At 64.0% G+C, this 15,212-nt stretch carries 19 protein-coding genes and 2 pseudogenes; 13 read left to right on the top strand and 8 right to left on the bottom strand.

The genetic code is table 11. From position 1 onward, the window contains the following. Window positions 1-17 precede the first annotated feature (17 nt). Genes FIU81_RS13090 through FIU81_RS13075 form a run of 4 tightly spaced genes read left to right on the top strand, consistent with a single transcriptional unit; the run spans window position 18 to window position 2,222 of the window. Window positions 18-479: a hypothetical protein gene (locus FIU81_RS13090; RefSeq protein ID WP_124110648.1), complete on the top strand. Its 462-nt coding sequence runs from the start codon at window positions 18-20 to the stop codon at window positions 477-479. Then, entirely contained in the window at window positions 476-1,186 is a 711-nt protein-coding gene (locus FIU81_RS13085) for an AzlC family ABC transporter permease (RefSeq protein WP_124110649.1), read from the top strand. The genes FIU81_RS13090 and FIU81_RS13085 overlap by 4 nt, the downstream gene beginning before the upstream one ends. After that, a complete protein-coding gene (locus FIU81_RS13080; RefSeq protein ID WP_124110650.1) occupies window positions 1,183-1,506 on the top strand; it encodes an AzlD domain-containing protein in 324 nt (107 codons plus the stop codon). Before FIU81_RS13085 ends, FIU81_RS13080 begins: the two co-directional genes overlap by 4 nt. A 17-nt stretch (window positions 1,507-1,523) precedes the next feature. Further along, window positions 1,524-2,222, top strand: coding sequence for an RraA family protein (locus FIU81_RS13075; RefSeq protein ID WP_124110651.1), 699 nt, complete (start codon window positions 1,524-1,526; stop codon window positions 2,220-2,222). 95 nt (window positions 2,223-2,317) lie between these two features. On the opposite strand, the gene FIU81_RS13070 is transcribed toward FIU81_RS13075, so the two are convergent. Together FIU81_RS13070 and FIU81_RS13065 are read right to left on the bottom strand one after the other, a co-directional pair. Continuing rightward, the gene (locus FIU81_RS13070; RefSeq protein ID WP_124110652.1) at window positions 2,318-2,731 is read right to left on the bottom strand and encodes a hypothetical protein; all 414 of its coding nucleotides are present in this window, start codon (window positions 2,729-2,731) and stop codon (window positions 2,318-2,320) included. 166 nt (window positions 2,732-2,897) lie between these two features. Beyond that, window positions 2,898-3,821, bottom strand: coding sequence for an NAD(P)-dependent oxidoreductase (locus FIU81_RS13065; RefSeq protein WP_124110653.1), 924 nt, complete (start codon window positions 3,819-3,821; stop codon window positions 2,898-2,900). Between the two features lie 195 nt (window positions 3,822-4,016). Here FIU81_RS13065 and FIU81_RS13060 point away from each other — a divergent pair, with 195 nt between their 5' ends. From FIU81_RS13060 to FIU81_RS16980, 5 genes and pseudogenes are all read left to right on the top strand, one after another. Continuing rightward, the gene (locus FIU81_RS13060; protein ID WP_124110654.1) at window positions 4,017-4,619 is read left to right on the top strand and encodes a LysE family translocator; all 603 of its coding nucleotides are present in this window, start codon (window positions 4,017-4,019) and stop codon (window positions 4,617-4,619) included. Next, window positions 4,616-5,992 carry an FAD-binding oxidoreductase gene (locus FIU81_RS13055; protein WP_124110655.1) on the top strand — a complete coding sequence of 459 codons (1,377 nt, stop codon included), beginning with the start codon at window positions 4,616-4,618 and terminating at the stop codon, window positions 5,990-5,992. Before FIU81_RS13060 ends, FIU81_RS13055 begins: the two co-directional genes overlap by 4 nt. 11 nt (window positions 5,993-6,003) lie before the next feature. Then, window positions 6,004-7,146: a fumarylacetoacetate hydrolase family protein gene (locus FIU81_RS13050; protein WP_124110656.1), complete on the top strand. Its 1,143-nt coding sequence runs from the start codon at window positions 6,004-6,006 to the stop codon at window positions 7,144-7,146. Window positions 7,147-7,183: 37 nt separating this feature from the next. After that, complete coding sequence (gene denD / locus FIU81_RS13045) at window positions 7,184-8,149, top strand: D-erythronate dehydrogenase (protein ID WP_124110657.1); 966 nt, start codon at window positions 7,184-7,186, stop codon at window positions 8,147-8,149. A 115-nt stretch (window positions 8,150-8,264) separates the two neighbouring features. Further along, a pseudogene (locus FIU81_RS16980) lies at window positions 8,265-8,423 on the top strand (IS5/IS1182 family transposase); the annotation flags it as partial. Here the strand turns inward: FIU81_RS16980 and FIU81_RS13035 are convergent. The 4 genes from FIU81_RS13035 to FIU81_RS17090 are packed head-to-tail and all read right to left on the bottom strand — an operon-like array spanning window position 8,401 to window position 10,415. Further along, entirely contained in the window at window positions 8,401-8,817 is a 417-nt protein-coding gene (locus FIU81_RS13035; protein WP_124110658.1) for a sensor histidine kinase, read from the bottom strand. The pseudogene FIU81_RS16980 and the gene FIU81_RS13035 sit on opposite strands and share 23 nt — an antisense overlap. Before the next feature lie 15 nt (window positions 8,818-8,832). Next, window positions 8,833-9,750 carry a sensor histidine kinase gene (locus FIU81_RS13030; RefSeq protein WP_124110659.1) on the bottom strand — a complete coding sequence of 306 codons (918 nt, stop codon included), beginning with the start codon at window positions 9,748-9,750 and terminating at the stop codon, window positions 8,833-8,835. Beyond that, on the bottom strand, window positions 9,747-10,061 hold the full coding sequence (locus FIU81_RS17095) for a winged helix-turn-helix domain-containing protein (protein ID WP_320414779.1): 315 nt from the start codon (window positions 10,059-10,061) through the stop codon (window positions 9,747-9,749). Before FIU81_RS17095 ends, FIU81_RS13030 begins: the two co-directional genes overlap by 4 nt. 33 nt (window positions 10,062-10,094) lie before the next feature. Further along, window positions 10,095-10,415: a response regulator transcription factor gene (locus FIU81_RS17090; protein ID WP_320414778.1), complete on the bottom strand. Its 321-nt coding sequence runs from the start codon at window positions 10,413-10,415 to the stop codon at window positions 10,095-10,097. Window positions 10,416-10,464: 49 nt separating this feature from the next. Here FIU81_RS17090 and FIU81_RS16975 point away from each other — a divergent pair, with 49 nt between their 5' ends. The 4 genes and pseudogenes from FIU81_RS16975 to FIU81_RS13010 all read left to right on the top strand — a co-directional run. Continuing rightward, on the top strand, window positions 10,465-10,626 hold the full coding sequence (locus FIU81_RS16975) for a hypothetical protein (RefSeq protein WP_254695922.1): 162 nt from the start codon (window positions 10,465-10,467) through the stop codon (window positions 10,624-10,626). 18 nt (window positions 10,627-10,644) lie between these two features. After that, window positions 10,645-11,286: a hypothetical protein gene (locus FIU81_RS13020; RefSeq protein ID WP_254695921.1), complete on the top strand. Its 642-nt coding sequence runs from the start codon at window positions 10,645-10,647 to the stop codon at window positions 11,284-11,286. A gap of 68 nt (window positions 11,287-11,354) precedes the next feature. Continuing rightward, a complete protein-coding gene (locus tag FIU81_RS13015; protein WP_124110660.1) occupies window positions 11,355-13,382 on the top strand; it encodes a tripartite tricarboxylate transporter permease in 2,028 nt (675 codons plus the stop codon). Continuing rightward, window positions 13,379-13,516: pseudogene (locus tag FIU81_RS13010) on the top strand (PrpF domain-containing protein); the annotation flags it as partial. The gene FIU81_RS13015 and the pseudogene FIU81_RS13010, both read left to right, overlap by 4 nt. A 1-nt stretch (window position 13,517) precedes the next feature. Here the strand turns inward: FIU81_RS13010 and FIU81_RS13005 are convergent. Both FIU81_RS13005 and FIU81_RS13000 read right to left on the bottom strand, forming a co-directional pair. Further along, entirely contained in the window at window positions 13,518-14,546 is a 1,029-nt protein-coding gene (locus FIU81_RS13005; protein WP_124110661.1) for an AbrB family transcriptional regulator, read from the bottom strand. Further along, window positions 14,543-15,190 (bottom strand): GntR family transcriptional regulator, encoded by a 648-nt coding sequence (locus FIU81_RS13000; protein WP_124110662.1) that lies wholly within the window; start codon window positions 15,188-15,190, stop codon window positions 14,543-14,545. The genes FIU81_RS13005 and FIU81_RS13000 overlap by 4 nt, the downstream gene beginning before the upstream one ends. Window positions 15,191-15,212: the final 22 nt, after the last annotated feature.

Here is a 15,212-nt window from a genome sequence, read left to right as displayed (position 1 = left end):
TTCAGGGAGATCCTTCTGTGACAATCCGCCTGCTTCTCTCTGTTGCCTGTCTTGCAGTGGCCGCGCCAGCGATGGCGCAGGTCGATATCGCTGCGGTAGACGCCTGCATCGCCGAAAGCGAAACGCCCGGTGCCTGTATTACCGACGCACTGGCCACCTGCGATGCGACCGATCCGGAAACACCCGCCGTGGCCACGCTGTGCTTCACGAAGGAGGCAGCCACGTTCAACGCGGGTATCGCCGAGCGTATCGCCCGCCTGACCGAGGGCGCATCCGAAGAGATCGCGACCATCGCGCGGATCGAAACGAAGTACGATGTTCTATCGGCCTTGCTGCAATGCGACCGTCTTGAGGAGCTGTCGCGCGCCGTGGGCCGCGACACGGGTGAGGTCATCCAGCGGCAAGGTGCCCGGTGCAAGGCGAACGCCGCGGGTCTGACCTATGTGCGGTTGGTCCAGCGCGCAGCACAGGTGGAATGACCCAGGCCCGCGCTTTCTGGCAGGGCTACCGCGACTGCGCGCCGTTCACGCTGATCGTGGTGCCCTACTCGCTGCTGTTCGGCGTGGTGGCGCGGGATGCGGGGCTGGACGTCCTGCAGACGATGTCGATGTCGGTCCTGGTGATCGCGGGCGCATCTCAGTTCACCGCGCTGGCGCTGCTGCAGGACCAAGCGCCCGTCTTCATCGCGCTGCTGACGGCGCTGGCGGTGAACCTGCGCATGGCGATGTATTCCGCCGCTCTGGTTCCGCATATCGGTCACGCCCGCCTGAGCATTCGCGCGCTGATGGCCTACCTCATGGTCGATCAGGCCTTCGCCGTCGCCTACCGCACCTATGAGGATCGGCCAGAGATGACGCCCGCGTCCAAGGTCGCCTACTACTTCGGATGCATGATGCTGATCTGCCCGTTCTGGTACGGCTTCACGCTTGTCGGCGCGCTGGTGGGGCAGGCGATCCCGGCGTCCTTCGGCCTCGATTTCGCGGTGCCGATCTGCTTCATCGCGCTGACGGCGCCCCTTTTGCGGTCCGGCCCGCATATCGTCACGGCATTGGTGGCGGGCGTCTCTGCCCTGGCCTTTGCGTGGGTGCCGTGGTCGCTGGGCCTGATGGTCGCGGCATTGCTCGGCATTTTGGCAGGCGGGCAAGCCGAGTTGTTCGTGAAACGCCGCGCGAGGGCGAGCGCATGATCGACACGACCTCTTTCTGGGTGCTGACCCTGCTGCTGGGCCTTGGCACCTTCCTGATCCGATTTTCGTTCCTTGGCCTTCTGGGCGGACGCAGGCTGCCCGACTGGGCGCTGCTTTACCTGCGCTATGTCGGTGTCGCGGTCTTCCCGGCGCTTTTCGTGCCGCTGGTCGTGTGGCCAGAAGCGACGGGCGGCACCCCCGATCCCATCCGCATGATCGCCGCCGTCGCGGCCTTCGTGGCAGGTCTGCGCTTCGGCGTGATCTGGGCCATCGTGGCGGGGATGGGCGCGTTGTATCTGATGCAATTCCTCTTGACCTGAACCACGAAGGACACCCCATGATCAAAGAGCCGCCAAAGCTGCAAATCCGCGCCACCATCCGCCGCCCCAGTGCTGAACAGGTGGGCGCGTTCAAGGACATTCCCACCGGTTTCCTATGCGACGCGATGGGCGGACAAGGTGCGCTCGACGCGTCTATCCAGCCCATCGGCGGCGGCCTTGACCTGCCCACCCACGCCCACGGCCCCGCGCTGGTGGCCGACAACGGGCCGGCAGAGATCCTGGCCACCATGGGCGCGCTGCATATCGCAGAGCCGGGCGACATCATCGTCTCTGCCGTGCACGGCCACAAGAACTGCTCGGCCGCCGGAGACCGCTTCTGCGGGATGATGAAGAACAAGGGCGTCGCGGCCTTCGTGACCGACGGCCAGATGCGCGACTACCCCGGCATCGTCGCCGCCGGTCTGCCCGCGTGGTGCGCAGGCCTTAGCCCCAATTCCCCCTACTCCAACGGCCCCGGCAAGGTCGGCTTCGGCGCGGTCGTCGGCGGGCGGCAGGTCGAGACCGGAGACATCATCGTCGCCGACCGCGACGGCGTCGTCGTCGTCCCCTACGCCCAGATCGACGCGGTCATCGCGCAGCTGGCAGCCATTCAGGAACTGGAAGACACGCTGGACGCGAAGGTCCAAGACGGCTTCTGCGAGATGCCAGCGGTGGAAGCGATGCTGGCCGACGGAACGGCGAAGATCGTGGAGTAGGGGGGGGAGCGACAAAAGCCATGGCACGCGCATGGCACCAATACTGGCGAAATCCTGGAACCTGATGTCGCGGAAATGCCAAAAATTTCTTGCGGTCAATAGCTTCCTTCTAGCGGTTTATTTGCGAAAGTTCGGAACCGAAAACCGTTCCAGTGTGGACTTGAGTACCTTCCCCTGATCTTCCATGTCTCACCAACTTTTTCTTCAAGAACTGATCCAAACCAGCCGTAACGGATTTGATGCCTGCCGGATAGGATACCGTTAATACTCTCGGTAAAATCATTTAGCGCGTCCGGACATGGAAAGGCGCTTCCACCGAAAAATTTGCCTGCGCTATAAGAGATTTCATCAATATTGTTGAAGCACATCCATATGTCTTCGTCTAAACCAGCTTGCCGATCATAGAAGACGCAAATTGCACCGTCTTCATATATCTCTTGTTGGGCAAGAAGATTGAAGCGCTCGCCGAACTCCATAAAGGTTGCGATTGTACTTTCTGATAGTTCCATATAGCGTTCAATGCCTCGCACATGCCTTTATTAAACTGTTGCTCGGGCAAATAAGAGTTCGTGTCAAATACCGTTATCTTTCTTGGCTCTGCTAGAGAACTCAAAGCCGTCATTCCCGACACGGTGCGACCCAATCACGCCGCATCCCCACCAACCCCTCTAATCCCTACTCCTCCCCCTTCTTCACCGCCCTCGGCAGGTCGCAGCCGTTTAGCTCGGCGATGTGGTTGGCGATGGTCGGCACGTAGTCCTGTCCCTTGCCCGCCGCTTCCGCTTGGTCGAAGTAGTTGCGCACCGCCGCGCCCATCGGGTTCATCACGCCCGCCGCCATCGCCATGTTGGCCACGTAGCGTACGTCCTTCGCGGCATTCGCGATGGCGAACTTGTGGGCGTTCGGATCGCCGCCGACGGTTGCTGAAAAGAACGTGTCGAAGAAACCGCAACCCATGCGGGACGGGCCCATGACGTCGCGCACCGATTGGGGCGTCAGGTCGGACTTCACCGCGATGCTCAGCGCCTCGGAGTAGATCGCGGCATAGGACATCGACATGAAGTTCATGATCAGCTTCATCTTGTGGCCCGATCCTACCGGCCCAAGGTGGTTGATCGATCCGGTCCAGCATTCCAGCACCGGTTTCACCTTGGCGAAGGCCTCGTCCGACGCGCCGACCATGGCGTCCAGCTTGCCTTCCTCTGCCTCTTTCGGTGTCCGGCCCAGCGGTGCGTCTACCATGTGAACCCCCTTGGCGGCCATCTCTTTGGCCAGCGCCATGGTCGAGGTTGGATCGGCGGTCGTCGTGTCCACCACGATCAGCCCCTCGCGCGCGCCCGCAAGGATGCCGTCCGGGCCGCGAATGATGGCCTCGACTTGCGGCGAGTTCGACAGGCACAGGTGGATGATATCGCACCGCTCGGCCATCTCGCGCGCGGTCGTCACCTCTGTCGCGCCCATGCCCAGCAGGCTGTCCACCGGGCCGCGATTGCGGTTGCCCTTGATGACAAGGGCATAGCCGCCCTGCAGGATGTTCTTGGCCATCCCGTGCCCCATCAAGCCGACGCCGATGAACCCGATTGTTGGTTTATCGCTCATGGTAGTCCCCCCGTTTGTCGCCCTGCCGCGATGCCATCCGATCCGGCGCAGGCCATTGACATTGCCCGGTCAACCCGGCTTGATCGAAATGGTATACCATCCTGAGGGCAATGCAATCGTCGCTCTGGGGAAGGGAGGGAGGCTTGCCGTGACAGCGTCGTTCGACACCAGCACCGCGCGGGGCGCGTTCGCCCCATGCTGACCTTCGCCGCAGCCGTTTTCTTCCTGATTATCACGCCGGGACCGGGCGTGATGACGACCGCGGGCTTCGGCGCGGCCTACGGCTTCCGCCCGTCGCTGCGGTACGTTCTGGGCCTGTTCATCGGCACGAACCTTGTGATGCTGTCGGTGATGACAGGCCTTGCCGCGATCATCCTGTCGGTGCCGTGGCTGCGCACGTTGTTGCTGATCGGATCGGTTTGCTACTTGCTGTATCTGGCCGCGCGGATCGCCTTCGCAGGCGCGCAGATCTCGTTCATGGAGGCAAAGACAGCGCCCGGCGTGTTGGGCGGCCTGATGCTGCAGGCGATCAACCCGAAGGCTTACGCGGTGAACAGTTCTCTGATCCTGGGGTTCAACTATGCGCCCGACAGCTTTCTGTTCGAAATGATCACCAAGGCGCTGATCCTGAACGCGATCTGGATACCTTTGCATCTGGCGTGGCTTTGGGCGGGCGTGTCGCTGCACCGCCTGAACCTGCCGCCGCGCACGCAACGGGCGATCAATATAGCGATGGCGCTGTCGATGCTGGGTGTCGTGGCTTTGGCGCTGTGGTCGGCATCCGGGAACGCTGCATGACCATCGCGAATGCCATTATCCGCGTTGCCGATTTGCTGGGCGAGCGCCTGACGACCAGTCAGGCTATGTGCGACCAGCACGGCCAGAACGAGACCTACTATCCCGCGACCCCGCCCGACGCCGTGGCCTTCCCGCAAACGACACAGGAAATCTCGGCCATCCTGAAGATCTGTAATGAGGAACGCTGCCCCGTGGTCCCCTACGGCGCCGCGTCTTCGCTGGAAGGGCAGCACCTTTGCACGAAAGGCGGCATCAGCCTTGATATGGCGCGGATGGCTTCTGTTCTGCGCGTGAACCCCGAAGACCTGACCGCCACCGTCCAGCCGGGCATCACCCGCAAGCGGCTGAACGAAGACCTGCGCGCCACCGGCCTGTTCTTCCCCGTCGATCCCGGCGCGGATGCCAGCGTCGGTGGCATGGCGGCGACCCGCGCCAGCGGCACGACCGCCGTGCGCTATGGCACGATGCGCGAGAACGTCTTGGCGTTGGAAGCCGTGATGGCCGACGGCACGACCATTCGCACCGGCAGCGGGGCGCGCAAATCATCCACGGGCTATGACCTGACGCACTTGCTGATCGGCTCCGAAGGGACGCTGGGGATCATCACCGAACTGACCCTGCGCCTGCAGGGCACGCCAGAGGTGATCACCGCGGCCACCTGCCGCTTTCCTTCAGTGGAAGATGCGGTGAACTGCGTGATCCTGACGATCCAGTCCGGCTTGCCCATGGCGCGGATCGAGCTGGTAGACGAGATGATGGTGCGCGGCTTCAACGCCTACTCCGGCGTCAGCTTGCCGGAAGAACCGCATCTGTTCCTTGAATTTCACGGCACGCCCGACGGCGTCGCGGCGCAGGCGGTGACGTTCGAAGAGATCGCGGCAGACTTCGGCGCGAAAGGCTGGGCGACGGCGCAGACCACCGAAGAGCGCAACGCGCTCTGGGCCATGCGCCACGACTCGCATTACGCCAGCGCCGCGTTGGGCAAGGGCGGGCATATCTGGCCCACGGATGTCTGTGTCCCGATCTCTCGCCTTGCCGAAGCGGTGTTGCAGGCCCAACGGGACGCGGTACGGCTGGCGCTGACAAGCACCATCGTCGGCCACGTCGGCGACGGCAACTTTCACGCGGGCCTCAGCGTCGATCCGCAGGACGCGGACGAGATGGCCCGCGCCGAGAAGTTCACGACCGCTCTTGCCGAAACCGCCCTGCGCCTTGGAGGCACGGTCAGCGGAGAGCACGGGATCGGGCTGGGCAAACAGAAGTTCATGGCCGCCGAACACGGCGCCGCGCTGGCGTACATGCGCGCGATCAAGGCGGGCTTCGACCCGCATAACATCCTTAATCCGGGCAAGATGCTGCCCGCCGCAAACTAGGGGGAACGCCCATGCTGCCCGAAACCACGAACGCCACCCTCGTCGGTCGCATCTGGCGTCCCGGCATCGGCCCCGCGCTGGTCCGGATCGACGGCGACCGCGTGATCGACATCACCGGTAAAGCGCACCCGACGATGGCTGACCTGCTGGCCACCGACGACCCGGCCAATGCCGCGCGCGCCGCAACTGGCGAAGACGTCTGCGCCGTCACCGACCTGCACGACGCATCCACCCCCGACGCCACCGGTGACGCGCTGCGCTGGCTGTCCCCCAACGATCTGCAGGCGATCAAGGCCTGCGGTGTCACATTCGCCGCCTCCATGGTGGAACGGGTGATCGAAGAGCAGGCCGCGGGCGACGCCGACCGCGCCACCGCCATCCGCGCCAAGGTGGGTCGCATCATCGGCGACAGCCTTGCGGGCCTGACCCCTGGCTCGGCGCAGGCCGACGAGGTCAAGCGCGTTCTGATGGCCGAAGGGCTATGGTCGCAATACCTGGAAGTCGGAATCGGCCCGGACGCAGAGGTCTTCACCAAGGGCCAGCCCATGTCCGCCGTGGGCTGGGGCGCGGCGGTGGGGCTGCATCCGGTGTCCACCTGGAACAACCCCGAGCCCGAGGTCGTGCTGGCCGTCAGCCCCGCCGGTCGCATCGTCGGCGCGACATTGGGTAACGACGTGAACCTGCGCGACGTGGAGGGGCGATCCGCCCTTCTGCTGGGCAAGGCCAAGGACAACAATGCCTCTGGCGCCATCGGTCCCGCGATCCGCCTGTTCGACGACGGCTTCTCGCTGGACGATGTGCGGCGCGCCGAACTGACGATGACGGTCACCGGCACCGACGGGTTCGAGATGACCGGCGCGTCGTCGATGACTCAGATCAGCCGCGATCCCGCCGATCTGGTCGCCCAGACCCTTGGCGCACACCACCAATACCCCGACGGCGTCATGCTGTTCTGCGGCACAATGTTCGCCCCAACGCAGGACCGCGACGGCCAAGGGCAGGGCTTTACCCACCATGTTGGAGACGTTGTGCGCATATCAGAGCCATCGCTCGGCACGCTGACCAACACCGTCCGCCTCTCGCCCGACTGCCCGCCGTGGACCTTCGGCACCTCTGCCCTGATGCGCAATCTGGCGGGGCGGGGGCTGCTGTGACGAAAGCCAGAGACACAAACGATAAGGAAGAACGCATATGAACATCCTCATCATCGGCGGCGGTGGCGTCATCGGTCAGAAGCTGGCCGCAAAGCTGGCCGAACGCGGCACCCTTCGCGGCCAGCCCATCACCAAGCTGACGCTGGCCGACATCAATGACCCCACGCCGGTCGATGCCTCTTTCGAGGTGCAGACCACCACCTGCAACATCGCCGACCCCGCATCGGTCGAGCAGACCGTCACCGCAGAGGCGGACGTGATCTACCTGCTGGCCGCCATCGTTTCGGCCCACGCGGAAGAGGATTTCGACGCGGGCTGGCAGATCAACATGGTCGGCACGCTTCACGTTCTGGAACGCCTGCGCACGCTGGGCAGCAAACCAGTGTTGGTCTTCACGTCGTCGATGGCCGTCTACGGCGGAGAGGTCCCGGACCCGATCACCGATCACACGTTCCTGAACCCCCAAGGCTCTTACGGCGCGCAGAAGGCGGTGGGTGAACTTCTGATCAACGACTATTCGCGCAAGGGCTACATCGACGGGCGCGGCTTCCGCCTGCCCACGATCTCTGTCCGTCCGGGCGCGCCCAACCGCGCGGCGTCCAGCTTCATGTCATCCATCCTGCGAGAACCTCTGAACGGCCAGCCCGCAAACTGCCCGGTCGAGGACGACTTCCTGCACTACTACCTGTCCCCCCGCAAATGCGTGGAGAACCTGATCAAGGGGGCCGAGCTGAGGGCCGAAGATCTGGGCCAGAACCGATGCATGATCATGCCCGGCAAGATGTGGTCCGTCCGCCAGCTGATCGACGCCATGACCGCCGTTGCAGGTCCGGAACCGGCGGAGCGCATCACATGGGACGCCCAGCCCGACATTCAGGCCATTGTCAAAGGATGGCGCTTCGATCTACGCGCCGACAAGGCGCTGTCGCTGGGGCTGGAGGCGGATGAGACCTTCGAGGACAACATCCGCTATTATCTTGAAGACGACAAACCGGCGGCGTAATGGCTGACAGGCTCTTCGGTTGAAAGTCGGGCAGGGGCGGCCGAAGCAGGACGATGCCCGGCCGCGCTACCGAAGAATTACCGGCCGCCCACGGCGCAGCAAACGGCAGTTCAGAACCCTATTCGCCCACCTCAAGCGCATCCTCGGCCTCGGAGAGCTCCGATTGCAAGGGCCTTGCGGCGCAAACGCCGAATTCCTCCTTTCCGCAAGCGCACAGAACCTTCGGAAATTGGCGACGATCCTTTCCGCCCCTACATCGGCAGGATCAAGGTGACCGACAGCTGCCCCGCTTCGTTCGCCAAGGCGATCCGGCCGCCGAAGGACTCGGCCACTGCGGCGGCGATGGGAAGCCCAAGGCCTGATCCCGTGCCGGCGCCGATCTGGCTGAACCGCTCCAGCGTGCGATCGAAGGCGTCCGGCGGTATGCCTTTCCCGTCGTCGCGCACCATGATGTGCAGCGCCCCGTCCACCGTGCGCGCGGTCAGGTCGATCTTGCGCGTATCCGGGCCCCCGTGAACCAGCGCGTTGTCCAGCAGGTTCAGGATCGCCTGCTCGAACATGACCGGATCGCCCGCAAGCTGGACCGGCTGTGCAGGAAGATCGTGCGCAAAGACGATACCGCGCTCTGCGCACCGGGCGGCGGTCTTTCTAGCGATCTGTTCGAGCATCGGAACAGGGTCTAACTATACGGGCGTCGCAGGGGCACGTGCCTTTTCAAGCGTCAGAAGCGTGTCCGTCAGGTGCCCCGCCTCTCTTACAGCCACCAGCAGGTTGGCAGAGCGTTCCTTCGCCGTCTCCATGGTTCGAGCATGATGAACCGCCTCTGCCAGTGTCTGCACGCCGGCGATGGGATTGCGAAGCTGATGCGCCGCGTTCGAAATGATTGCGTCCTTGTTGGCCATGGTGCGCGACAGCTCTGATAGGAGCGTATTGAAACGGGCGACGATGCCGTAAGCCTCTTCCGGGACCTGGCGACGGATCGGAGACAGATCGGTTGCGGACCGGCGCGCGATGGCCTCTTCCAGTTCCAATAACGGGGTCAAGCCCAGACGCACCCCGAACCAAACGATCAAGGCCAACGCGCCGATCATGGACGCGATGATGACGAACACGGGCTCGGTGCGGCGTTGGACGAAGCCGTCGCGCAGCGCCGTTTGTTGCCACACAGTGAAAGTGAACAAGCCAGACACTTGGTCGATGGATGTGCTTTGCGAAAAGCGCAGCGCCCGGACCGGGGCACCGCGGTAGACGGCGTCATAATACGCCTGAGTGGCGTCGGACGGAACCTGTTCGGGCGGCACCGGCGGGGTGGCGTAGCCGGTCACGAAGACCCCGTCGGGAGCATAGACGTGGTAGAACACTGCCCCGCCAGAGGTGTCGCGCAGCAGATCGCGCGTCTCTTCGCTAAGCGCGTCGCCCCCGGTCACGGCCGTATCGCGCGAGATGGCGAGCGCGGTAGACAGAAGCGAACGGTCGAACCGCGCGGCGGCGGCGCGCTGCGCATCAATGTAGGCCCAAGCACCGACAGCCAGCGCGATCAGCAAAAGCGGGGTCAGGATGACGACCGTCAGACGCGCGCGCAGGGACAGGCTGCGGTTCACGGCACCGCCTGCATCATGTAACCCAACCCCCGCTTGACGGTGATCGAGATCCCGTGGGGCTGTAGCCGTTTGCGCAGGCGCGAGACGTAGACCTCGACCACCGGCTCATCCACGTCGGCCCCGGTGCCATACAGGCTGTCGAGCAGGATCTGTTTCGACACGATACGCCCATCCGCCATCAGCAGACGCTCGAACAGCGCGACCTCTCGGCGCGGGATATCAAGGGGGCCGTCCGCGCCCTTCAGACTGCGGGCGGCGTGATCGAAGCGTAGGCCTCCAATGGTATGAACCGGTCCGGACCGCGCGGACACACGGCGCGACAGGGCACGGATGCGGGCGCAAAACTAATCCATCTCGAAGGGTTTGCTCAGGTAGTCGTCGGCCCCGGCATCGAGGCCCGCCACCTTGTCCCCCGTGTCCGACCGCGCGGTCAGCAGCAAGACCGGGCGGGTGTCTCCCCGATCTCGCATCCGACGCAAGATTGCGATGCCATCGATGCCGGGCAGGTTGATGTCCATCACTACGATGTCGGCGTCATCATGGGCCAGAAACGCATCCGCCTCTGCCCCTTCGTGCAGCAGATCGACGGTGTGGCCCGCGTCCTGCAGGTAGTAGCCGATGCCTTTCGCGACCGAGATGTCGTCCTCGACGACGACGATGCGCAAGTGCAGCCCAGGTACGAATGTTGGCGGATGCAAGGTTCGTACATTGGCCTTGTCGACTGCTCGAAGCGGAACGCAGGTGCTGCCCGAAGCCAGCAAAATGGACATGTCCGGCGAGACGATCGAATGGATGATCCAGTTCATGGAAACCGACGGATCGGCCAAGTGGGTGAACGCGCACGCGCCCGTGCTATTCGACGCGCTGCCCGGCTGACCGGGCGACAACAGTGACATGACCGCGCTGCAGGGCGAAGATTTCATCTACGGCAGCCAAGGCGCCACGCGTCTTGACCTCGTCCCGCTTCTGGCATGGGAAATGCTGGGGCTGCCGGTCTTCGGCATCGAAGGTCGCGGCGATGGCCGTCTGATGTTCGAGCGTGGCGAAGCCAATATCGACTACCAAACCTCGTCTTCCTACCTGGGCGGCGTCGTGCCGCTGGTCGAGGCTGGCACGGCAACCCCGTGGGTCTCGTTCGGTGCGCTGGACGACGCGGGCAACATCGTGCGCGATCCCACCTTCCCCGACATGCCGTCCTTCAAGGAAGTCTGCGAAGCCACCGAATCTTGCGAAACGAGCGGTGAGCGTTGGGACGCCTGGAAAGCCTTCTTCATCGCCGGTTTCGCCGCGCAGAAGATGGTTTTCCTGCCCGCCGGCGCGTCGGAAGAGGCCATCGCGACCTACACCGAAGCTTTCGAGGCGGTCAAAGCGCGCGACGACTTCGCCGAGAACTCGGAAGCTCGTCTGGGCGTCTACCCGCAGATGACCGGCGATGCGGCGCAAGCTGCGCTGGAAAGCGCGACCAAAGTGTCGCCCGAAGCCAAGGCCTTCATCATCGGTTGGCTGGAAGAGCGTTACGGCGTCGTCCTGAACTAAGGGCGCTTCGACCCCATCCGTGTACCGAACGGGTGGGTTTTTTTTCGAACTTTCTGGGGGAATCCGTGATGGATGTCTTCGCGACAGCACTGCCTGCGCTTAACGATGCGTTTGGCATGATCATGCAGGTCCACGTGCTGGGGTTCCTTGTGCTTGGCGTGGTGATGGGCCTGTGCATTGGCGTCTTTCCCGGCCTAGGCGGTATCGCGGGCCTGTCGCTGTTGCTGCCCTTCATGTTCGGGATGGAACCTGCGACCGGCCTTGCCCTGATGGTCGGCATGGTCGCGGTGGTCCCGACATCCGATACCTTCGCGAGCGTCTTGATGGGTATCCCCGGCTCTTCCGCTTCGCAGGCGACCGTGCTCGACGGCTTTCCCATGGCGAAGAAGGGCATGGCCGCGCGTGCCCTGTCGGCGGCCTTCGCGTCGTCGCTGTTCGGCGGGTTGGTGGGGGCGGCGTTCCTGACCGTCTTCATCCTGGCCGCGCGTCCCGTGGTTCTGCTGTTCCAGACGCCAGAGCTGTTGATGATCACGATCTTTGGGCTGTCGATGGTCGGCATCCTTGCCGGTCGGGTGGCGCTGAAGGGTCTGATCGCGGCCTGTCTGGGCATCCTTGTGGGCACCATCGGCGAGGGCGCAAGCTCTGGCGCGCTGCGCATGTCAACGTATGACATACCCTACATCGCCGATGGCCTTCGGCTGGTCATCGTCGGCCTAGGCATCTTCGCCATCCCCGAGATCATCGCCCTTTTGCGCCGCGACAAGGCGATTTCAGATCGCGCGCCCATCGGCGGTGGCTGGGTCGACGGCGTGCGCGACTGGTGGGCGAACAAGTGGCTGTCCATGCGCTGCTCGCTGATCGGCGTGGTCGTCGGCGTCATCCCCGGGCTTGGTAGATCGGTCGTGGACTGGATCGCCTACGGGCACACGGTTCAGGGCGCGCGGGACAAATCCGAGTTCGGCAAGGGCGACGTGCGCGGCGTGATCGGGCCGGAAAGCTCGAACAACGCAAAGGAAGGCGGCGGGCTGGTGCCGACGCTACTGTTCGGCATCCCCGGATCGGGTTCGATGGCGATCTTCATCTCTGCCGTGGCGCTTCTGGGCACCGGCTCGATCGAGGTCGGGCCGTCGATGCTGAAGAACAACCTTGATTTCACCGATGCCATCGTCTGGCTTCTGGCGCTGGCGAATGTGGTGGGCACGGTTCTGTGCATCGCTGCATCTGGCGAAATCGCGCGGCTCACGCAGATCCGCTTCGCCTTGCTGGCCCCTTTCCTGTTCATGATCATCAGCTTCGTGGCGTTCCAGTCCCGGCAAGAAATCTGGGATCTGGTTGCCCTGTTCGGCATCGGTCTTCTGGGCATCCTGATGCGCCGCTTCGACTGGTCGCGCCCGGCTTTCCTGATCGGCTTCGTGCTGTCCGGCCCGGCAGAGCGCTACACCAACCAGGCCTACCAGATCGGAGCGTCCCGTTTCCGTCGCGGGTTCGAAGACGGCATCGACTACATCTTCAGCCCCATCGTGATCGTGCTGATCATCATCACGCTCTTGTCCGTCGTCGTCGGTCTGCGGCAGGCCAAGACAATCCAGGCCGAAGGCGCGGTGTCTTCCGGCAGCAAACGCGCGCCGCTGGTCTTCATGCTGGCGATCACCGGCTACGTCGCAGTGGCCTATTGGAACGCCGTCCTCATCCCCGACTACGCTCGTATGGACCGGGTCTTTCCGATCTTCGTGGTCACCGTTGCCTTGATCGGTCGCGCTTTCCTCTTGGTACAAATGATGCGCGCGGGTGAGACCGCGCCCGTCTTCGCCGACCGCGAAGCGCAGGAAGCGGATGACAATGCCTACGGCCTGTGGGCCACGCTGGCGTGGTTCGTGAGCCTTCTGATCGCCTCGGCGCTGTTCGGGTTCATCATCGCGCTGGCAGGCTTTCTGGCTCTCTTCATCCGCTACCGCGCGGGCAAGGGTTGGGGCCATGCCGTGCTTTACACCGTCGCCGGGATCGCCTTCATCTGCGGCATGGCGTGGACGCTGAACCGCGACTTCCCGCCCGGACTGCTGCAAAACTTCATCGACCTGCCATGGCCCCTGACATGACCCAAACCGCGATCCCCTTCCATTTCATGCGCGGCGGCACCTCGCGCGGGCCCTACCTGAACCGCGCCGATTTGCCGGAAGATCAAGAGACGCTGGCGCAGGTTCTGATCGCCATGGTCGGGTCCGGCCATCCGCCTACCCCTTTGGTGCAGGCTTGAACAGCCGCGCCGCGATGGGTGCGCCGAGGATGACGACCACGATCCGCAGAACGTGATGCGCGATGACGAAGGCCAGATCGGCCCCCGCGATCAGGGCAAGCACGGCCATCTCGGCCTGACCGCCGGGGGCGAAGGCCAACAGGGTCTCCATCGGCGGGGCAAGCGAGAAGAGGTGGATCGCCTCCACGAAAATCGCCGATAGGATCAGCAGGACGATGCAAAATCCGAAGGCGGCGGATACGTCATGCCGCACCTCCTTTGCCGTTACGCCCGCGTATTTTGTGCCCACCGTCAGTCCGATGAAGAACTGCGCGGCCCAGATCGCCTCTGCTGGGGGGCGGTGTTGCAACAGCCCCGCCAGCGCGAAGATACCCGCCAGGATCATCGGGCCGAGGATAGAGGCTCCGAACAGCCCCACCCGCTTGGCGATCTGCCAGCCGCCAAGCCCCGCCACGACCATCAGTGCCATCTGCGCCAGCGGGAGGCTGGCGGCCGGCGCTCCGGGCGGGTTGCTCAGGTCCACGCCCCAGTAGCCCTGCAGGATAAACGGCAGCGCTACCACGATCACCATGACGCGCGTCGCGTGAATCAGGGACAGCGCGCGAACATTGCCGCCCGCTTCCTCTCCGAAGATCAGCATGTCCTGCAAACCGCCGGGCATCGCGCCGTAGTAGCTGGTGGCGAAATCAAAGCCCCAGAGCCGCTGGAAATACGGCACGCCGACAAGCCCGATCGCCGCGACCATCACCGGGACAAGGATCAGCGTCGACCACATTGAGGCCATCGTGATCACAAGCGCGGTGGTAAAGGTCGCCCCCACCGCGACGCCCAAGATAGAGCGCATGGCGTTGTTCAGGACCGGGATTCCGCGCATGGGCACGCCCGCAAGCGCCGCGATCAGGCAGGCGAAGATCGGTCCAAGCAGCCACGGCAAGGGCAGTGACAGGACCAGGAAGACCGCGACGCCCGTAGCGGCGATTGCGTGTGTGATCGCGATACGGATCATTCGCGCATGGCCCGCAGACGGTAGCGCAAAGAGGTTTGCAGATGCGCCTCTGCCGCCGCGCCTGCCACGTCGATATCACCTGCGCGTATGGCTTCGATGATCTGGCGATGCTGGTCCGCCACGGTCGCGATCCGTTCGGCATCTGCCAGCGTGGTCGGGCCAAGCAGCAGCAGCGCGTTGTTCATCGCGCGCGCGGCGTCCAGCAGGAACCGGTTGCGCGCCGAAAGGTAGATCGTGCGGTGAAAGCTCTGATTGATCGCCGCTGCCCGCGCGGGATCGTCTTCACAGGCGGCCAGATCGTCGTTCAATCCGGCCAGCACGTCGACCTCTGCCGCGACGGCGTGCTTGGCGGCGAGCTGCGCGGCCGTGCGTTCCAGCACCAGTCGCATCTCATAAAGCTCGACGACCTCGGACTGCTCCAACTTACGGATGACGGCACCGACGCGGGGGCGGTGTTCGATGATGTTTTCGGCCTCAAGCCGCCGCAACGCCTCTCGGACCGGGGTGCGCGACAGGGACAGGCGCTCGGCAATCTCGACCTCGCGCAGGCGATCACCGGGCCGATACTGACCCGCTTCTATCGCCTGCATCAGTTTGGCGAAGGCCACGCCGCCTTGTGACAGGTCTGTTGGATCGGCGGTCATCGACGGTCTTTCCAAATTGTAT

The organism is Palleronia sp. THAF1, from assembly GCF_009363795.1.
GTDB lineage: Bacteria > Pseudomonadota > Alphaproteobacteria > Rhodobacterales > Rhodobacteraceae > Palleronia.
The sequence above is the reverse complement of the archived record's forward strand: the minus strand, read 5'-3'. Positions and strand labels throughout refer to the sequence as shown.